Below are 15,862 nucleotides of genomic sequence, written 5' to 3' on the forward strand. Positions count from 1 at the left end.
CGAATAACACAGCCCCACTCGGCGCGCGCCGGGGCGGTGGCTGTGCGATAATTTTCCTTATGCATGGCCACCTTCTGGTTTCGATTTCCAGTATTTTTGACGACACCCGAAGCCAGGCCTCCGGCCTGCTTGCCTCGTTCGACAAGGCGGACATCCCGGTGTCCCTCCTGGTCGCTCCACATATTGACGGCAACTGGCACCTGGCTAAGGACGCCTCCACGCGGGCATGGCTGCGCGAGGAAGCTGAGTCGGGTCGAGTGCTCATTCTCAATGGCTTTGACCAGGCAGTTCAGGGCCGCCGTGCGGAGTTTGCCAACCTTGATGCGCACGAGGCACGCCTGCGCCTCAAGGGGGCGACGCGTCAAATGGCAAAGATCGGCTTCGAGCCCACTATTTTTGCGCCGCCGCGCTGGCGCATGTCGGAAGGCACGCTCACTGTCCTTCCCGAGTTCAATTTCGACTTCGCTGCCTCCACCCGAGGTATCCACGACTTGCGTTCCGGCGAGCTCCACCAAGCCCGCAACTTATCCTTTGGTGAGGGCTTTGGTTCGGCCAAGTGGTGGCGTCGCAACATCATCCGCGCCGCGGAACGCTCCGCCGAGCGCGGCAATACCGTGCGTCTATCGATTTCCGGCCGCAATCTTGATGACCGTAAGGTCGTTGCCGACTTCCTCAAGGCCGCTGAGCGCGCTGCCGCCGCAGGCGCTCGTCCTGCTGACTATTCCGTCTTTACGCACGCCGAATAGCCCACCGGCCTCTTTCTGGTTGGCGGGTGTGGCCAATGTAGACGCGGTGTAAGTGTGCGAACCGGTCGGGCGTGCTGGTTGCGTGTTTCACGAGCGCAATCCCCGAATTGCGGTAGTGGACGTAGGTTTCAATTGCCCCACCCACAACCGGAGCGAGAAAAGCCCCTCTTGATGAGGGGCTTGACCTGGGTGAGCAGAGACGAGAATTCCGGCGTCGCGGGTCAGTGAGGAAGTGGCATGAAGCTCCGTCAGTAATGCTGGCGGGTGTCCGGCTGCACTGTTGGCGGCGTCTAGCGCGTACTCGGTACTACATGGGGTGTTGGAGACGCCACGACTCGGTGGTGTTGCGTCAACTTCTACTTGGAAAAGCCAGTTCTTGTGGCTAGCTTCAAACAGATCATCGCGATGTGCATTGAAGGTGAACCAAGGGAATTAGGGCCAATCTACTTAACAACAATCTTTACCATTACCGGCTCGTCATTGACAGTTACTTCCTGACTACCCTCGAGCACTCGCGCGGAGGAAAGGCTGGAAAGCCCCGAACAAGTTGCGTTGATGGTATGTGAACCAGGTTCCAACGCGTAGAAGTACACGCCATTGGCATTAGTCGTGTGTACCTTTTCCTGCGAAAGACCAATAAGCCTACATTCGCCTGCCGGGTTACCACTGGAGGTTACAACCTGAATCGTTGATTCTCCTGCATTGGGCTTGGACTGCTCATCGTCGGGGAGACCTTGGCCTACACTGATTCCAACAACTAGGGAAATAATGCCCAGAATGGTACCAATGAGTCCGAGAAGATTACTGGGGTTATTGATTAGAGCTTGAACCTGAGTTGGAACCGGGATCGGTGGTTGCATTGTTTTGGCTCTCCTTAATGTCGTTGAAGGTATTTAGCATGCTTGGGCTGATACGTAGGGCACTGTTTTCAGGGTAGCCGAGCGCGCTGATGCCATGTGTGTGAATGCCGATGGCAGCGTTGTCTGTTGTATAGACCGGCGAACCGCTTTGTCCGCCCGTGGTGTCTAAGTTATAGCAGAGTCGAGTTTGGGTTCCTGGCTGAAGGATTCTGCTCATTGTCCACAGTTGTCCGTAGTCGCGAATCAGGCTCTTACCCTTCTCTGCCGGAAAACCGGTGACAGTTACTTTTTGTCCAGAGAAAGCGGAAGAAGTATCGCTCGGTTTCATTTCAAACCAGCTGGAAGACTTGGTTGACCAGATCCCATCCCACACCGAGTGCTTTGGCGGTAGCCGACACACTCATCCGATCAATAGCAAGGCGCTGCAAGATCCAGCGGGTAACCCGATAAGTGAGCTTGGCGCCGTCATCCGCGCAGGTTAAAGATTCTTGGAAGATCTTTCTCTTACATGAGGTGGCTGTGCACCGGAATCTAGGGACTTTTACGTGCAGCCTAGTGGGGAATCCGACGACAGGAAGATCAACGAGTCGACGGGTGGTGTGGTCGCGCAGCTTTCCTGGCTGTCCGCAGTCCGGGCACACGCCGATAACGGCTACTGGTGTGGCCTCAATGATGGTCAGTGGTCCGGCGTCAGCGGCACCGGTGATGGCAAGACCGATTTCCGCGGTACGGCAGATAGTGTCGGCGACGAGGTTTCCAGTAGGCTTCACAGTACGGGTCCCTGGTGGGTTTAGATGGTTGTGTAGGAACTTTCATCTTCACACCAGGGACCCCTATATGTTGTGGTGACCCGCTGAACCCGTCGTGGCTAACTTCACCTCGCTACGCACTCCGAAACTGGAAGAGCCATTAAACTCAGGAGAGCGTTTTACTCAGAGTCGGTCGGTGCGCAGGCTGCGGCGATGATGCCAAGTGCAGCCAGCAGACCAATGCCACCAGCGGCGTATTGAGCCTCACGCGGGAAATTGCGAGTGAGCGACTCAATCTGCTTCTTCACTGGCTCAAGGCCTGGGATGTTGAGCTTTGCGCCGAAGCTGCCGAGGAAAGCCAGCGGAATGGCGAGTGCTGCTGGGATGGTGAGGCCGAGGACCGTCGGCAAGCAGCGCTCACTCACAGAGGAACCACCTGCCGGGGCGGCTGGCTTGTCGCCGGACTTGACGGTTTCTGAAGTGCCGTCGGTGTAGGTGATGACGAGGTTACCGTCGGCATCCGTGGTCACGGACTTAATTCCGCGGCCGTCCTTGCCGTCTTTACCGTTTGCGCCGTCGCGGCCATCGGTGCCGTCGCGGCCTGGTGCGCCATCGAAGCCATCGCGGCCCGGAGCGCCCTGGTCGCCCTTCGCGCCGGCGAGGGTACCGAGAATCTCAGAGGTGCCGTCGGTGTAGGTGATGACCACTTCGCCCTTGTCGTTGGTCGTCACGGACTTGATGCCACGGCCGTCCTTACCGTCGGCACCGTCCTTACCGTCCTTGCCGGCGTCGCCCTTGTCGCCGTCCTTACCGTCGACACCGTCCTTACCGTCCTGGCCGGCGTCGCCCTTGTCGCCCTTGCCGCCAGCGTTACCGTCGGCACCGTCTTGGCCGTCCTTGCCATCGGAGCCGACGACCTTGCCCACGTTCTGCTCTTCGCCATCAGTGAACGTCACAATGAGTTCACCCTTGTCGTTGATGCGAACAGACTCGATACCGCGGCCGTCCTTGCCCGGCTCACCCTTGTCGCCCTTCGGACCAGAAACCTTGCCGGCGTTCTCCGTGGTGCCATCGGTGTAGGTGATGATGAGGTCACCCTCGTCGTTGGTAGTCACGGACTTAATGCCGCGGCCGTTCTTACCGTCGGCGCCGTCCTTACCGTCCTTACCGTCCTGGCCGGCATCGCCCTTATCGCCCTTCGGGCCTTGGGCGCCGTCCTGGCCGTCGGTGCCAACGACCTTGCCGGCGTTGACAGTGGTGCCGTCGGTGTAGGTGATGATGAGGTCGCCGTTCTCGTCGGTCGCTACGGACTCAATGCCACGGCCATCTTTACCGTCGGCGCCGTCTTGGCCGTCCTGGCCGGCATCGCCCTTGTCACCCTTCGGGCCCTGAGCGCCGTCCTTACCGTCCTGGCCGTCTTTACCGTCGGCGCCGTCTTGGCCGTCCTGGCCGGCATCGCCCTTGTCACCCTTGGGGCCGGCGACGCTGCCGAGGTTCTTGGTGGTGCCGTCGGTGTAGGTGACTTCGAGGGTGCCGTCGTCAAGCACGGCGACGTCAGCAACGGTCTTGGGCTCGGGAATGTCGCAGCCTTGAAGCTGGTCAGAGGTGCGCTCGACGGTGCCGAGGTTGAAGCCCACCTTCACCGGGTCGTGGTCGGAGGAGCGGTACGGGTTGTCGGCCTCAAAGACATCGCCGCCGGTGTAGTTGCGGCGCGAGTACTCCATGGCAATCGGCTCGTCGGAGTTGATGTTCCAGGTCTGCGCAGCCTGCGCGTCGACGTGCTTGTTGGCCAGGATGTGGTCGAGGGAGCCGATGCGGCCGGAGAACTGATAGGACGCGACGGCCTGCCACTCAGACTCCGGGTTCAGCTCTTCGACCGGGATGGTGTAGCCCGCGTTGCGGAAGATCGAGATGGCGTCTTCCTTGGAGTAAGTGTTCAGGTCACCCATGACGAAGGTGGCCTTCTCCTGCCACTGCGGCTGCTTGGACAAGCCATCGAGGACAGCCTGGGCATGAGCATTGCGCACGTTGGGGTTGTTGCCCTGGCCATCGCCGGTGTCCTTGTCGCCGTTAGCTACCGAACCCTTGGACTTGAAATGGTTGGTGACCACAACGAAGGAATCCGGACCCTCAGCAGCGCACTTATCAGCAACCGGCTTGAACTCCGCAGCGAGCGGGGTGCGGGCGGTGCCCTTGAAACGCTCGTCCTCCAGCAAGGTGGCCTCACCTACTGGCTCGACGCGGTCCTTCTTGTAGATGATCGCAGTGCGGATGACATCCGTGTCCGCCGCGGAGTTTGCCGGAGCCTTGACGTAATCCCACACCTCGGAACCTGCGCGGGAGTTGAGCTCGCCCACGAGGTACTTCACGGCGTCATCGTAGGAACCGCCCACGGTGTTGGCGGCGTTCTCAATCTCAGACAGGCCGATGACATCGGCGTCGAGTCCTTCCAGCGCAGTGAGGATCTTGCCCTTCTGGTCCTCAAATGCGGAGGCAGACCACGCGCCGCGGAACGTACCGCTGTCAGAACCCACGCCGTTGCCAAAGCGGTCCTTGTAGGATTTCGCACCGTTGTCCTCACCCAGGTTGATGAAGAAGTTGAGGACGTTAAACGCAGCAACGGTGTAATCGCCGGCCACCTGTGGGGCCTCCGGGCGTGCCGGATCCCAGGTGATTGGCAGGTCAGCGGTGGCGGAGTCACCGGTAATCAGCGTGGTGGGCTGGAAGCGCCACTGGTCGTGCCCGTAGCCCAAGATAACGCCAGACTCGGCGAACTCCACCTGGTTGGTGGTACGGATGGTCTTCACATCCGAGCCGTTTTGCATGATGTACGGCAGCTTGGTGGAGGCACCGTCGCGGGTGAAGTCACGCGTGGAACCGTCATCCAGAATGACGTACTTTGCCGCGTTGGACTCCTCGAGGGCGTGCATCTCCGGGGAGCCAGGCGCGAACTTGTCGGTAGGTTGGCGCAGCGCCTCCGTACCCGGGGCTAGGCCCAACTCGCCGTAGCGGTTAAGGCCGTAGTTATCCGTCACTGTGTGCACGCCCGGCTTGAGCAGCATGGACTCGAGCTTCTCTCGAGCCTCGTCGCCCTCCGGCAGGGCATCGATGGCAAGCGGGGTTACGGGATCGAGTGCAGTCTCGAGGACGGATCCTGAGGCGAGAACCACCTGGGTCTGGCCGTAGTACTCGTCGACGGAACCGGTGACCTCGACGGATTCCCCAATCTTTGGGTAGAAGCCGGTGCCGCCGGTGTAGACGAAGACTGCCTCAGAGGCCTCTGCCGGTGCGGCGTCGCCCGTGCCCGGGGTCTGGATGGTGAAACCGTTGAGGGACTTCTCGCCCTGCCACACGGCGGTGACAACGCCCTGGGTGGTGACGTTCTGGCCCTTGAGTGGGGACTCCGCGCCGGTGCCCTGGATCTCCGGGATGGTGACGGTAGCGCCCGGCTCGACCGGAGCTAGGGTCGGATCTGGATCTGGTGCTGGGGTGGTCGCCCCACCTCCGGTAGACGCCGGCGTCGGGGCGCCCGTGCTGAAGTCAGCGGAGTTGTCGTCGGTGTCCGTGCCGGCTGCGTTGCGCTGTGCGGAGGTCGTGTTGCTCAGGCTGGGGGTGGGAGAGCCTTCGCTTATCGACGCCGCGCCGTACCCCACCACGTCAACCTCGGCCCCGGAGGCGTCGTACAGCTTGACCGAGCCCTTGGAACCGGACATGTTCAGGCTGCCCTCCGCATCCGGGGTGGGAAGCGGTTCACCGGTGCCGCCGCCACCTTCCTGGATGAGGTAGTGCCCGCTGGCCGGGATGGAGCCGGAGAGAGCTGTCTTTCCACCAGAATTACCCTTGGAAGAGAAGTACTCCACAGACCAGCCGGTGAGGTCGATGGGGGAGTTAGTCGGGTTGTAGAGCTCGATGAAGTCATTGGTGAAGGGGGCGCCCTTGTTGCCGCCGCCACCATAGACCTCGGAGATGACAGCGGTGGAACCATCCACCGCGGCAGTAGCCTGGGGAACAACCACGCAGGTGGAGACCAGCGCGGCGATGGCGAGCGAGCCAATTCGCTTGAGATGCATGAGACAATCCTTGAGTTGGGGAGATGAGTGATTGTGCATCTCGTTCTACCTGCTGGGTAGCTGGTGCGATACCGGAGAGCTGAGAGCGAGCTGGGGGTTAAGGTGTGATTCCTCAAGAATTCTTGAGGCGTTTAGTGCGTGTTTACCCCCTGAAGATTCCGAAACTGTCCGGGTTGGGGGATACACTGGCAGGGCACCCATACTCACGCACAGTAAGGCAAAATTTTCATGGCTCGTGTAGTTGTCAATGTCATGCCCAAGGCCGAGATTTTGGACCCGCAGGGTCAGGCCGTCGTTCGCGCGCTGGGGCGCCTGGGGGTTGCTGGTGTCAGCGACGTGCGCCAGGGCAAGCGCTTCGAAATTGAGGTCGATGATTCCGTGAGCGCCGAGGAGCTGGAGAAGGTCGCTTCCACGCTGCTGGCAAACACTGTCATCGAGGACTACGAGGTCATCCAGTAATGAAAATCGGCGTTATTACCTTCCCGGGCACGCTTGACGACGTCGACGCGGCCCGCGCTGCCCGCACCGCCGGCGCCGACGTGGTGTCCCTGTGGCACGCGGATGAGGACCTCCGCGGCGTCGATGCCGTCGTGGTCCCCGGTGGCTTTTCCTACGGTGACTACCTGCGCTCCGGCGCGATTTCGGCGCTGGCTCCGGTGATGCGTGCGGTCGTCGATGCAGCAAATAAGGGTATGCCGGTGCTCGGTATCTGCAACGGCTTTCAGATTCTGACTGAGGCCGGTTTGCTGCCCGGCGCTTTAACCCGTAACCAGGGCCTCCACTTCCACTGCGTGGACACGTACCTCGAGGTGGCGAACGCGGAGACCGCGTGGACCAGCGAGTTCGAGAAGAACCAGCGCATCCTTATCCCCGCCAAGCACGGTGAGGGCCGCTTCCAGGCGGATGCCGAAACCGTAGAGCGCCTCGAGGGCGAGGGCCGCGTGGTCTTCCGCTACACCGAGAACTTCAATGGCTCCATCAATGACATTGCGGGTATCACCAATGAGGCCGGCAACGTCGTGGGCCTCATGCCGCACCCAGAGCACGCTATTGATCTGCTGACCGGACCGTCCACCGACGGCCTGGGCTTGTTTGTGTCCGCCATCAACACCCTGGCCAGGGCCTAAATCGCCGGCGCCTGAAAGGGAACAAGGAGAAACCATGACCGTACACAACGACACCGTTGAACAGGCTACCCAGCAGTCGGACATTGAACAGCCCTACCGCGACCTGGGCCTCAAGGACGACGAGTACGCCCGAATCCGCGAGATTCTGGGCCGCCGTCCTACCGACGCCGAGCTGACCATGTACTCTGTGATGTGGTCGGAGCACTGCTCCTACAAGTCTTCCAAGACGCACCTGCGCTACTTCGGCGAAACCATGACCGAAGAGATGGGCTCGAAAATCCTCGCCGGCATCGGTGAGAACGCCGGTGTGGTCGACATCGGAGACGGCAACGCCGTGACCTTCCGCGTCGAAAGCCACAACCACCCCTCGTACGTGGAGCCGCACCAAGGCGCGGCCACTGGTGTGGGCGGCATCGTCCGCGACATCATGGCCATGGGTGCTCGCCCCATTGCCGTGATGGACCAGCTGCGCTTCGGCGCTGCCGATGCCCCCGATACCAAGCGCGTTCTCCCCGGTGTTGTCGACGGTATTTCGCACTATGGCAACTGCTTGGGTCTGCCCAACATTGGTGGTGAAACCGTCTTCGACGAGTCCTATGCGGGAAACCCGCTGGTTAACGCCCTGTGTGTGGGTACCTTGAAGGTGGAGGATCTCAAACTGGCCTTTGCCTCGGGAACGGGCAACAAGGTCATGCTCTTCGGCTCGCGTACCGGCTTGGACGGCATCGGCGGCGTGTCCGTGCTGGCATCTGACACCTTCGAGGACGGTGCGGAGCGCAAGCTCCCAGCCGTCCAGGTGGGCGATCCCTTCGCGGAGAAGGTTCTCATTGAGTGCTGCCTGGACCTGTACAAGTCCGGCATCGTCGTCGGCATCCAAGACTTGGGCGGTGCGGGCCTGGCCTGCGCCACGTCCGAGTTGGCTGCCTCCGGTGACGGTGGCATGGAGATCAACCTCGACAACGTGCCGCTGCGCGCCAAGGACATGTCCGCCGCGGAAATCCTCGCCTCCGAGTCCCAGGAGCGCATGTGCGCCGTGGTGACCCCGGAGAACGTGGAGAAGTTCAAGGAAATCTGTGCGCACTGGGACGTTACCTGCGCTGAGATTGGTGAGGTCACCACCGGCAAGCACCTCATCATCCGCCACCAGGGCGAGGTCGTCGTTGACGCACCGGCCCACACCATCGCCAACGAGGGCCCCGTTTACGAGCGCCCCTACGCCCGCCCGGAGTGGCAGGATGCGCTGCAGGAATTCCAGGGCGTCGAGAAGCACGGCCTCGTGCAGGCGCTGACTAAGCTCGTGGCCTCCCCGGCGCTGTGCTCGCGCGATTTCATCACGAATCAGTATGACCGCTATGTGCGCGGCAACACCGTGCAGTCCCACCACGCCAACGCCGGTGTGCTGCGCATCGATGAGGAAACCAGCCGTGGCGTGGCCGTCTCCGCGGATGCGTCTGGGCGTTACACCAAGCTGGATCCGAACATGGGCGCGCGTCTGGCGCTGGCGGAGGCCTACCGTAACGTGGCCGTGACCGGTGCCCGTCCCGTCGCCATCACCAACTGCCTCAACTACGGTTCCCCGGAGAACCCGGACGTCATGTGGCAGTTCCGTGAGTCCGTGCATGGCCTTGCCGATGGCGCCGTGGAACTCGGCATCCCCGTCTCTGGCGGCAACGTGTCCTTCTACAACCAGACCGGTGAGGAGCCGATCTTGCCGACGCCCGTCGTGGGCGTCCTCGGTGTCATCGATGACGTTCACAAGACCATCGGTAACGAGCTCGGCCTTGTTGAGGAGCCGGAAGTGCTGGTCCTCTTGGGTGAGACCAAGGATGAGTTTGGTGGCTCCATCTGGCAGCAGGTCAGCGCCGATGAAGCCAACACGGATACAGGACTCAATGGCCTGCCGCCGCAGGTGGACTTGGCCAATGAGAAGCGTCTCGCGGACTTCTTCGTGGGCAATGAAGGACTGACTGCTGCGCACGACATCTCTGAAGGTGGACTTGCCGTCACCGCATTTGAGATGGCCAAGCGTAGCGGCGTGGGCCTGAGCCTGGACCTATCCAAGGTGCACGAGGACGCCTTTGTGGCGGCCTTCTCCGAGTCCGCCTCCCGCGTGCTCGTGGCCACGACCGCCGACCGCGTCGACACCTTGCTGCACCGCGCGGAGGAGTGCGGCGTACCGGCCGTCGTCGTCGGCCAGACCAACGATAGCGGCGAGTTGGAGCTCGGCGAAGAATCCATTGCCGTCGCCGCGCTGCGCGAGGCTTGGTCTGCTACCTTGCCGCTGCTCTTTGGTCACGCGGTGGGTGCCAACTCCGTCGTAGAGTAAAACACACAGTTCCGCTCAGCAGCGTTGACGCTGCATCAGCCCGGCTTCGGCCGGGCTTTTTCCGTTTTCTGAGTCATCTAAAGTGTTTCTCCATCCCAGTTGCCGTGAACACCGATACTGGCTTTTTCGACAAGAGGATTGGTGAGGAAGTGCTCATTTAACAAGGCCACTACTTTTTCAGGCCACGTGGTTCCGGGAGGCACGGTCCGCAGCAAATGCGCCATGATTATTAAAGCACCGAATAGCTTTTCACTTTGATTCTCTGGAAGGATGTGTAGGTTTCCATTGTTCCGGATAACCTCAGTTGGAGCCGGAGCAAATGAACGATTCCACAGCCTTCCATGGTGGGCACATGTATTCCGAATGACAGTTAGCTGCTCGAGCCAACTCGCCAGCGGATGTTTCTTCGTAAGTCTTTGCTTCTGATTCCTATTCAAACTAGAGAAGTTGATTTTGATATCCAGCGCTTCCGAAATCGAACGTTGATCGTTGGATCCAATTCTGCATAGAGCTTTGAAATGTCCGAAAAGTCGAGCACTTCAGCCACAACCCACATGGGATACTGTCCACCGTATTCATCAATGTAGTGCTTCACGGCGTCGCTCTTCTTTGCTCTCGCAAGCCGACCGTACGCTGTACTCAGCCACGACACGTGGTCAAAGTTTGGCCGAAAGTCGTCTGATTTGAGGTAGAAGGTAGGATCACCCGGGTGTCGAGCACACAGCAACTCGATTATCTTGGTGCGCATCGCAACCTCGATTCGCTCCATACCATCATGAATCAGGGTACGGAGTTTCCGATCGGCTTCATATAAGGAGACGACGTCGGCAAAGTCAGTACCATCGACGAAGCTGCTAATTCGGCTAGTTCCGTCTTCAGTGAACTGTCTAGCCGGATACCAATAGGCGGAAAGCCGGTAGTAGCTGACGTGTGAAAACCATTGTTCAGCTAAAGCTCTGTCGATCTTCATGCCGCGGCTTTGAAGACGAAGAATGTGTTCGCCAATGGTCGCTGCTGGCTTGAGCGTAGAAGACATGAAAAGCCAATCTAGAGGTGGGATGTGTTGCCACGGCGACAGTGTTGGCGACACTGCGCAAATAGAGATCCAGCCCACTCCGTGTTTCCGAAGGGAACCGGGCGGGCTGAACTATTAACCAAAATTTTACCGCAGAATCTTGACATGCGTCAATCCCTTTTTTCGGGCAAACGTGAACTTTGAAGATCCAGTTGTTTAGCTGAGGGTTAGTGGAATCAAAACCTACAGTGGGTATATTCCGTGGTCGTGGTGATGAAGGGGGCTTGCGTCTGCAGTGAAGCGACAACCAGTCAAAACTTAGGCGCCGATAGCGCGGGCAATAGTCTGATCCCAGCTCAGCTTCATCTGGTGGGAGAAAAGGTTGAAGGTGTGTGAACCGTAGGGGCTGAAGTAGCGGTTCACGCGCACTCCGGCTTTGCGGGCGTTGCGTGTAAATTCCTCCGAACACTGGTTGGCCACCATCTCTACCGCGTGGGGCCCGAGCCACTGGGCGGGGTTGGTGGTGCCATCGATGGGGCCCGGCGTTCCGGAGGCGGAGCCTACGAAGACTTCAACGCCGCGCAGGCGAGCGGGGTTAGCATTGGGGTCGTGGTCCAGCCATTGCGGGGAGCCTGGCAGACCCCACGCGTTGAGGGAGGAGCCGCCGCCGTAGGCAATCATCGCGGTGGAGGTGGGGAAACCAATCGCGCCGGAGCGCACCGGGCAGCCGGAATAGGAGGCAGCGGCCTTGTAGCGCTGCGGGGCATGGCCGGCGATGTCGAGTGCGGCACCAGCGGTGGAAGAAATGCCGCCGATGGCATCGCGGCCGGTGCCGTGGAATTCGGCGTCGATAAGCGGCGGCAACTCAGTGGTCATGTAGGTGTTCCACTTGTTGACGCCCAGGATGGGATCGTCGGCGTTCCAATCGGTGTAGAGGGAGTAGGCGCCGCCGAGTGGCATCACCACGTTGACGTTTTGCCCACAGCCCACCTGCCGATATCGGAGTGGGTCATCCAATTCATGCCCGCCTGGCCGCCCTCCACTCCGGGCAGCAGATAGAAGGAAGGCCGGGGCTTATCGCCTGCGGGGAGGAGGACGTTATTGGAAATCACCGCACGGTTGGCCGGGGACCACACGTCCACCACCCAGTGGTTGCCGTGCACGTGGCGCTTTGAGGTGATGAAAGGCTTGTTGCCAAGCCAGGGTTGCGGGTTGGTCACGCGCGAGGAAGCCTCACCGATCGTGCTGGACTGTGCGGAGGCAGGGCCGATGCTTGCCGACGTCGCCCCCAGCGCCACCATGGCGGCTGCGAGCAAAGCCGTGGTGCGGCGCGAGTGTGAGAAATAGGAAAACATACTGTGCGTAGTGTATGTGGCCAGGGCTCTCGATCTGTGGCAATCGGTAGAAAATACGGCGGTAACTTTGCTTTTAGTCTTGTCTGGAGTGTTCCTCACCCGTATAGTTACGGGCACGTAAGTTTTGGAGGTGAATGCGTTATGCGCATGACCCGCATCTCAGGCAAGGCAAGGCCCCTCACTATGAACGCACCCATTGCTCACACATCTTCCCCGCACGATTTTCCGGCTGAAGGTGGCGCTGCGCGCGGCGGCGATACGATCGAGCACCGCATCCAGCGCTCGTACTGGATGGCAGACCGCGGACCGCGCCCCCTCACGCGCGGCTGGGGGCACTTCTTTGCGGCTATCCTTTCGCTCATTGCGTCGACGGTCCTTATTACCTTTGCGTGGATGACGCTTCCGTGGTGGCAGGGCCTTGCGGTAACGGTGTACGGCGTCGGCGTGGTGGGGCTCTTCGGGGTCTCGGCGCTGTATCACCGCTGGCCGTGGGTATCCATGCGCGCGGTGCAATGGTGGCGGCGGGCAGATCACGCGACGATTTCGGTGTTCATCGCGGCGACTTACACGCCTTTGTGTGCCATTGTTCTGGACCCCACGCAGGCGCTGTGGATGCTGAGTGCGGCGTGGGTGGGAGCCATCATGGGGGTTGTCCTGAATCTGGTGTGGATTAACCACCCACGCTGGCTGGATGTGGTGGTGTATCTCGTGCTGGGCTGGCTTATTTTGCCGCTGCTGCCGAACCTGTGGGAATCCGCCGGGCCAGCCGTGGTGTGGCTGCTCTTTGCCGGTGGGGTGGTCTATTCACTGGGAGCCTTGGTGTACGGCTTCAAGTGGCCGGGGCGCAATGCGCGGTGGTATGGCTACCACGAGCATTTCCACACCGCGACGATTGCCGCGGCGGTGGTGCACATGGTAGCCATTTGGATGGTTGTTGCGGGCTAGCCGAATGAGGGGCTGACCATTTGGGGGCGCCTAGTCGGTGAGGTCGTCCGCGAGGGGGAATTCGAGGGCGACGTCGTGGCATAGAATGCGCGCTTTCGTCGAGCCGTTCCATTCGGGGGCAAAGCCTACGGCGCGCAGGGCGTCGACGAGTTGCTCGCCGACTTTGATTGTTGCCTCTTCGCTTTTTTCCATGGCGGAGAAACCGAAGTATAGTTCGCCGTTGTAGATAGCCCGGCTGATGTCCTGGCGGTGGCAGTAGACATAACCGCTGTGGCCTTCTTCCTCAGCGAGCTCGGAGCCTACCCAGGCTCCGTCTGACATATCCCATGCTTCGTTGAATGTGAAGGATATGTCGCGCTGAGCGAGCTCGTCGTGTAGGGCATCAAGGCGCTTAGCATCTTCCGACTTTTCTGTGACGAGGCGGCGGTATTCTGCGGCGACTTCGTCGATGATGCCGTCGAAATCCTCTGGATAAGGTTCCGCGTGGTTGGCTTTCCACTCGGACGGGTCATCGAGGACTTCAAAGAAGTCGTTTTCACGTCCCCTGGCCTGACTGCGGGTTCTCTGGGCTATGCCCTCCCCGCATCCGCGTAGTCCACGAGAAAGCGCAGGAACTGATGAGCAGGATCGGAAAGTCGGTTCTGCGAGCTCCACACGACTCGTAGCGGACGGTCAAAACTAATACCAGCCACCGGTACTTCGACATACTCACCCGTTTCCAGCTGGGACGCCACCGCACGTCGCGCAATTATTCCAGGAGCTCCTAAAGCACCTATGGCAGTACGTTGCGCACCCAGAGAACCAAACTCTCCCGCAGGCGAGGCGAGCATCCCCAGAACATCGGCTACAACTTCGCGCGTACCACTTCCATGCTCACGCAAAACCAGAGGCGTAGATTGCAACTCCTCTTTAGTCACCGCCGCTATTTCAGGAGCCGATGTGGAAACTTCAGTACCGCTTGGTTGACGGGGATTTTTCGTGTCAGCCCAGCGATGCGCTGCGGGGACAACCACCACCAACTCATCGTGCCCGACTACACGCTGATGCAGCTCGTGCGCTACCCAGTTGCCTTCAACAATGGCTAGTTCCGCATGTCCTTGAACAACATGATTCTGCGCCTCCCGGCTGTTGAGCTGACGCATGTGCAAATGGGTATGCGGGTAAGCACGCTGATAGGCCGCAGCCCAGCGAGGATAGTCCACTTCGGCGATCGTATGAGAAACCACCAGTTTGACTTCCTCGGTGGGACTTCCTCCTACAGCAATTTCGAGACCCCTCGCGCATTCGTCTAGGGCACCGTGCAGACCTTCGAGCACGCGAACGATCCGGCTCCCCGCCTCTGTGGTGAAGCTACCCGCCGCTCCGCGCCAAAAAATGCGTTGACCTAATCGCATTTCAAGTTTCGAAATACGCGTACTTACCACTTGTTGGGAGACTCCCAAGTGATGAGCGGCCTTATTCATACCCCCATACCGAACAACGGCAAGCACCGCATCAACTGTTAGAGCGTCGGGAACGTAGCCGCGTCGAACTGGAAAAAATTCATCACTATCGTTATTTCGCATGGGGTACATTCATTTATTGTAACCCCGTTCGGTTTGTGCGCTCTCCCGCTTCGTCGCGGCAGTACCTAGCCTGAAACCCATGTTAAAAATTCAAGATGAGATAGATCTCCCACCTCTAGGCCCTGCCTGGGCTGGCTCACTCATGGGTCTATCGATCTCATCGACCCTTATCAACATTCATCTGACGCCAGTTGTGGGTAGGCTGCCCGCCGCATTCATGCTTGGGATTGCAACCTCTCTAGCCCTAGCGCTCCTGATCGGCTTCTTGAGAAATCGCGTTCCTGGATTTCACTCCACTGTAATGCCATCGTGGGGTATGGCTTCAATGGGCATCCTCGCCTTGGGGAGCGCATACTCCGGTGTTTTCACTGCTTGGACAATCCATGCGCTGTGCTGGGGAGTAGGAACAGTCCTTGGCGTCGTTACCTGCCTTCGATTTCTCCATTTCCTTATCGTCACACGCCCCTCTGGGCCGGCATTCACCTGGGGATTGCCCCTCGTAGCACCCATGGTGGCCGCTACGTCCTCAGCGCAATTGACACCACATGCTGGCGAGTGGGCTTCGGTAGTCCACGGTATCGGTGTGGCCTGCTTTGTGCTGGCATGGACTACCGCGATACCCACGTTTGTCTTCGTCTACCTGCGCACTTTTCCCAAGCTTCCCACCAGCTTCGCCGCCACTGCTTGGATCCCACTCGGCCTGGTTGGCCAGTCCACCGCAGCCGCGCAGCTACTCGCTGGTGACAAATTGCTCGACGGAGATCAATGGCATCTTCGAGCTGCGGTCTACGGCGCCGCGATGCTCAGCCTCGGTGTCCCGTTAGCTGTCTATGCCGTCACCAAACACTGGGGGGCAGTCTTGGGCAGCACTCCAATGTCCTACAACCCTTCGTGGTGGGCCAGTACTTTTCCTGTAGGCACGTGTTGCCTCGGTACTCATGCCTTGTCTACGCAGGGCACTATGCTGTCGTGGAATGTGGAATGGTTAGATACTGTCAGCGCCGCCCTGCTTATTCTTCTTCTTGTGCACATCGCTTGGGCGACTTTCGGTGCTGTCGCAATAACTTGGGGGAGGGCTCGCAGTTCATCCAGTTAAGGCAATAA

The 15,862-nt window shown here is 59.9% G+C and carries 13 protein-coding genes and 2 pseudogenes; 6 read left to right on the plus strand and 9 right to left on the minus strand.

Annotated features, from left to right (window positions below; translation table 11 throughout):
* Positions 1–59 precede the first annotated feature (59 nt).
* Positions 60–746: a DUF2334 domain-containing protein gene (locus M5J09_RS05640; RefSeq protein ID WP_257157252.1), complete on the plus strand. Its 687-nt coding sequence runs from the start codon at positions 60–62 to the stop codon at positions 744–746.
* 443 nt (positions 747–1,189) lie between these two features.
* Here M5J09_RS05640 and M5J09_RS05645 read toward each other — a convergent pair whose 3' ends face one another.
* From M5J09_RS05645 to M5J09_RS05660, 4 genes and pseudogenes are all read right to left on the minus strand, one after another.
* Positions 1,190–1,606 (minus strand): hypothetical protein, encoded by a 417-nt coding sequence (locus M5J09_RS05645; RefSeq protein WP_257157253.1) that lies wholly within the window; start codon positions 1,604–1,606, stop codon positions 1,190–1,192.
* Positions 1,557–1,934 (minus strand): serine protease, encoded by a 378-nt coding sequence (locus M5J09_RS05650; protein ID WP_257157254.1) that lies wholly within the window; start codon positions 1,932–1,934, stop codon positions 1,557–1,559. The genes M5J09_RS05645 and M5J09_RS05650 overlap by 50 nt, the downstream gene beginning before the upstream one ends.
* A gap of 16 nt (positions 1,935–1,950) precedes the next feature.
* Positions 1,951–2,376, minus strand: a pseudogene (locus tag M5J09_RS05655) (transposase family protein); the annotation flags it as partial.
* A gap of 158 nt (positions 2,377–2,534) precedes the next feature.
* A complete protein-coding gene (locus M5J09_RS05660; RefSeq protein ID WP_257157255.1) occupies positions 2,535–6,425 on the minus strand; it encodes an ExeM/NucH family extracellular endonuclease in 3,891 nt (1,296 codons plus the stop codon).
* A 228-nt stretch (positions 6,426–6,653) separates the two neighbouring features.
* On the opposite strand from M5J09_RS05660, the gene purS reads away from it, so the two are divergent.
* From purS to purL, 3 genes are read left to right on the plus strand one after another with little or no spacing between them, the layout of a single operon-like run.
* Positions 6,654–6,884, plus strand: a complete 231-nt coding sequence (purS, locus tag M5J09_RS05665; RefSeq protein ID WP_039676532.1) for a phosphoribosylformylglycinamidine synthase subunit PurS — start codon at positions 6,654–6,656, stop codon at positions 6,882–6,884.
* Entirely contained in the window at positions 6,884–7,552 is a 669-nt protein-coding gene (gene purQ / locus M5J09_RS05670; protein WP_257157256.1) for a phosphoribosylformylglycinamidine synthase subunit PurQ, read from the plus strand. Before purS ends, purQ begins: the two co-directional genes overlap by 1 nt.
* Before the next feature lie 34 nt (positions 7,553–7,586).
* Positions 7,587–9,878, plus strand: coding sequence for a phosphoribosylformylglycinamidine synthase subunit PurL (gene purL / locus M5J09_RS05675; RefSeq protein ID WP_257157257.1), 2,292 nt, complete (start codon positions 7,587–7,589; stop codon positions 9,876–9,878).
* A 77-nt stretch (positions 9,879–9,955) separates the two neighbouring features.
* On the opposite strand, the pseudogene M5J09_RS13295 reads toward purL, so the two are convergent.
* From M5J09_RS13295 to M5J09_RS05695, 3 genes and pseudogenes are all read right to left on the minus strand, one after another.
* A pseudogene (locus M5J09_RS13295) lies at positions 9,956–10,914 on the minus strand (Abi family protein).
* A gap of 297 nt (positions 10,915–11,211) precedes the next feature.
* Entirely contained in the window at positions 11,212–11,853 is a 642-nt protein-coding gene (locus M5J09_RS05690) for an alpha/beta hydrolase-fold protein (protein ID WP_257157275.1), read from the minus strand.
* Positions 11,853–12,248: a hypothetical protein gene (locus tag M5J09_RS05695; RefSeq protein ID WP_257157259.1), complete on the minus strand. Its 396-nt coding sequence runs from the start codon at positions 12,246–12,248 to the stop codon at positions 11,853–11,855. The genes M5J09_RS05690 and M5J09_RS05695 overlap by 1 nt, the downstream gene beginning before the upstream one ends.
* A 291-nt stretch (positions 12,249–12,539) precedes the next feature.
* On the opposite strand from M5J09_RS05695, the gene M5J09_RS05700 reads away from it, so the two are divergent.
* Entirely contained in the window at positions 12,540–13,193 is a 654-nt protein-coding gene (locus tag M5J09_RS05700; RefSeq protein WP_042533436.1) for a hemolysin III family protein, read from the plus strand.
* A gap of 30 nt (positions 13,194–13,223) precedes the next feature.
* Here M5J09_RS05700 and M5J09_RS05705 read toward each other — a convergent pair whose 3' ends face one another.
* Together M5J09_RS05705 and M5J09_RS05710 are read right to left on the minus strand one after the other, a co-directional pair.
* Positions 13,224–13,847 (minus strand): DUF6891 domain-containing protein, encoded by a 624-nt coding sequence (locus M5J09_RS05705; protein WP_070537258.1) that lies wholly within the window; start codon positions 13,845–13,847, stop codon positions 13,224–13,226.
* Entirely contained in the window at positions 13,763–14,758 is a 996-nt protein-coding gene (locus M5J09_RS05710) for a LysR family transcriptional regulator (RefSeq protein ID WP_083280805.1), read from the minus strand. Before M5J09_RS05710 ends, M5J09_RS05705 begins: the two co-directional genes overlap by 85 nt.
* 79 nt (positions 14,759–14,837) lie before the next feature.
* Here M5J09_RS05710 and M5J09_RS05715 point away from each other — a divergent pair, with 79 nt between their 5' ends.
* Positions 14,838–15,854 carry a TDT family transporter gene (locus tag M5J09_RS05715; protein WP_052471420.1) on the plus strand — a complete coding sequence of 339 codons (1,017 nt, stop codon included), beginning with the start codon at positions 14,838–14,840 and terminating at the stop codon, positions 15,852–15,854.
* Positions 15,855–15,862 lie beyond the last annotated feature (8 nt).

Origin of the sequence: Corynebacterium sp. BF-R-2 (assembly GCF_024586525.1) — a bacterium.
Taxonomy (GTDB): domain Bacteria; phylum Actinomycetota; class Actinomycetes; order Mycobacteriales; family Mycobacteriaceae; genus Corynebacterium; species Corynebacterium singulare.

Bases quoted from the DNA above. Each gene is read 5' to 3' on its own strand.
- M5J09_RS05695 (WP_257157259.1), bottom strand. From the start codon at position 12,248: ATGTTTTCCTATTTCTCACACTCGCGCCGCACCACGGCTTTGCTCGCA.
- M5J09_RS05645 (WP_257157253.1), bottom strand. From the start codon at position 1,606: ATGCAACCACCGATCCCGGTTCCAACTCAGGTTCAAGCTCTAATCAAT.
- M5J09_RS05640 (WP_257157252.1), top strand. From the start codon at position 60: ATGCATGGCCACCTTCTGGTTTCGATTTCCAGTATTTTTGACGACACC.
- purQ (WP_257157256.1), top strand. From the start codon at position 6,884: ATGAAAATCGGCGTTATTACCTTCCCGGGCACGCTTGACGACGTCGAC.
- M5J09_RS05650 (WP_257157254.1), bottom strand. From the start codon at position 1,934: ATGAAACCGAGCGATACTTCTTCCGCTTTCTCTGGACAAAAAGTAACT.
- M5J09_RS05710 (WP_083280805.1), bottom strand. From the start codon at position 14,758: ATGCGAAATAACGATAGTGATGAATTTTTTCCAGTTCGACGCGGCTAC.
- M5J09_RS05715 (WP_052471420.1), top strand. From the start codon at position 14,838: ATGTTAAAAATTCAAGATGAGATAGATCTCCCACCTCTAGGCCCTGCC.
- purS (WP_039676532.1), top strand. From the start codon at position 6,654: ATGGCTCGTGTAGTTGTCAATGTCATGCCCAAGGCCGAGATTTTGGAC.
- M5J09_RS05700 (WP_042533436.1), top strand. From the start codon at position 12,540: ATGGCAGACCGCGGACCGCGCCCCCTCACGCGCGGCTGGGGGCACTTC.
- M5J09_RS05690 (WP_257157275.1), bottom strand. From the start codon at position 11,853: ATGCCACTCGGCGGCGCCTACTCCCTCTACACCGATTGGAACGCCGAC.
- M5J09_RS05660 (WP_257157255.1), bottom strand. From the start codon at position 6,425: ATGCATCTCAAGCGAATTGGCTCGCTCGCCATCGCCGCGCTGGTCTCC.
- purL (WP_257157257.1), top strand. From the start codon at position 7,587: ATGACCGTACACAACGACACCGTTGAACAGGCTACCCAGCAGTCGGAC.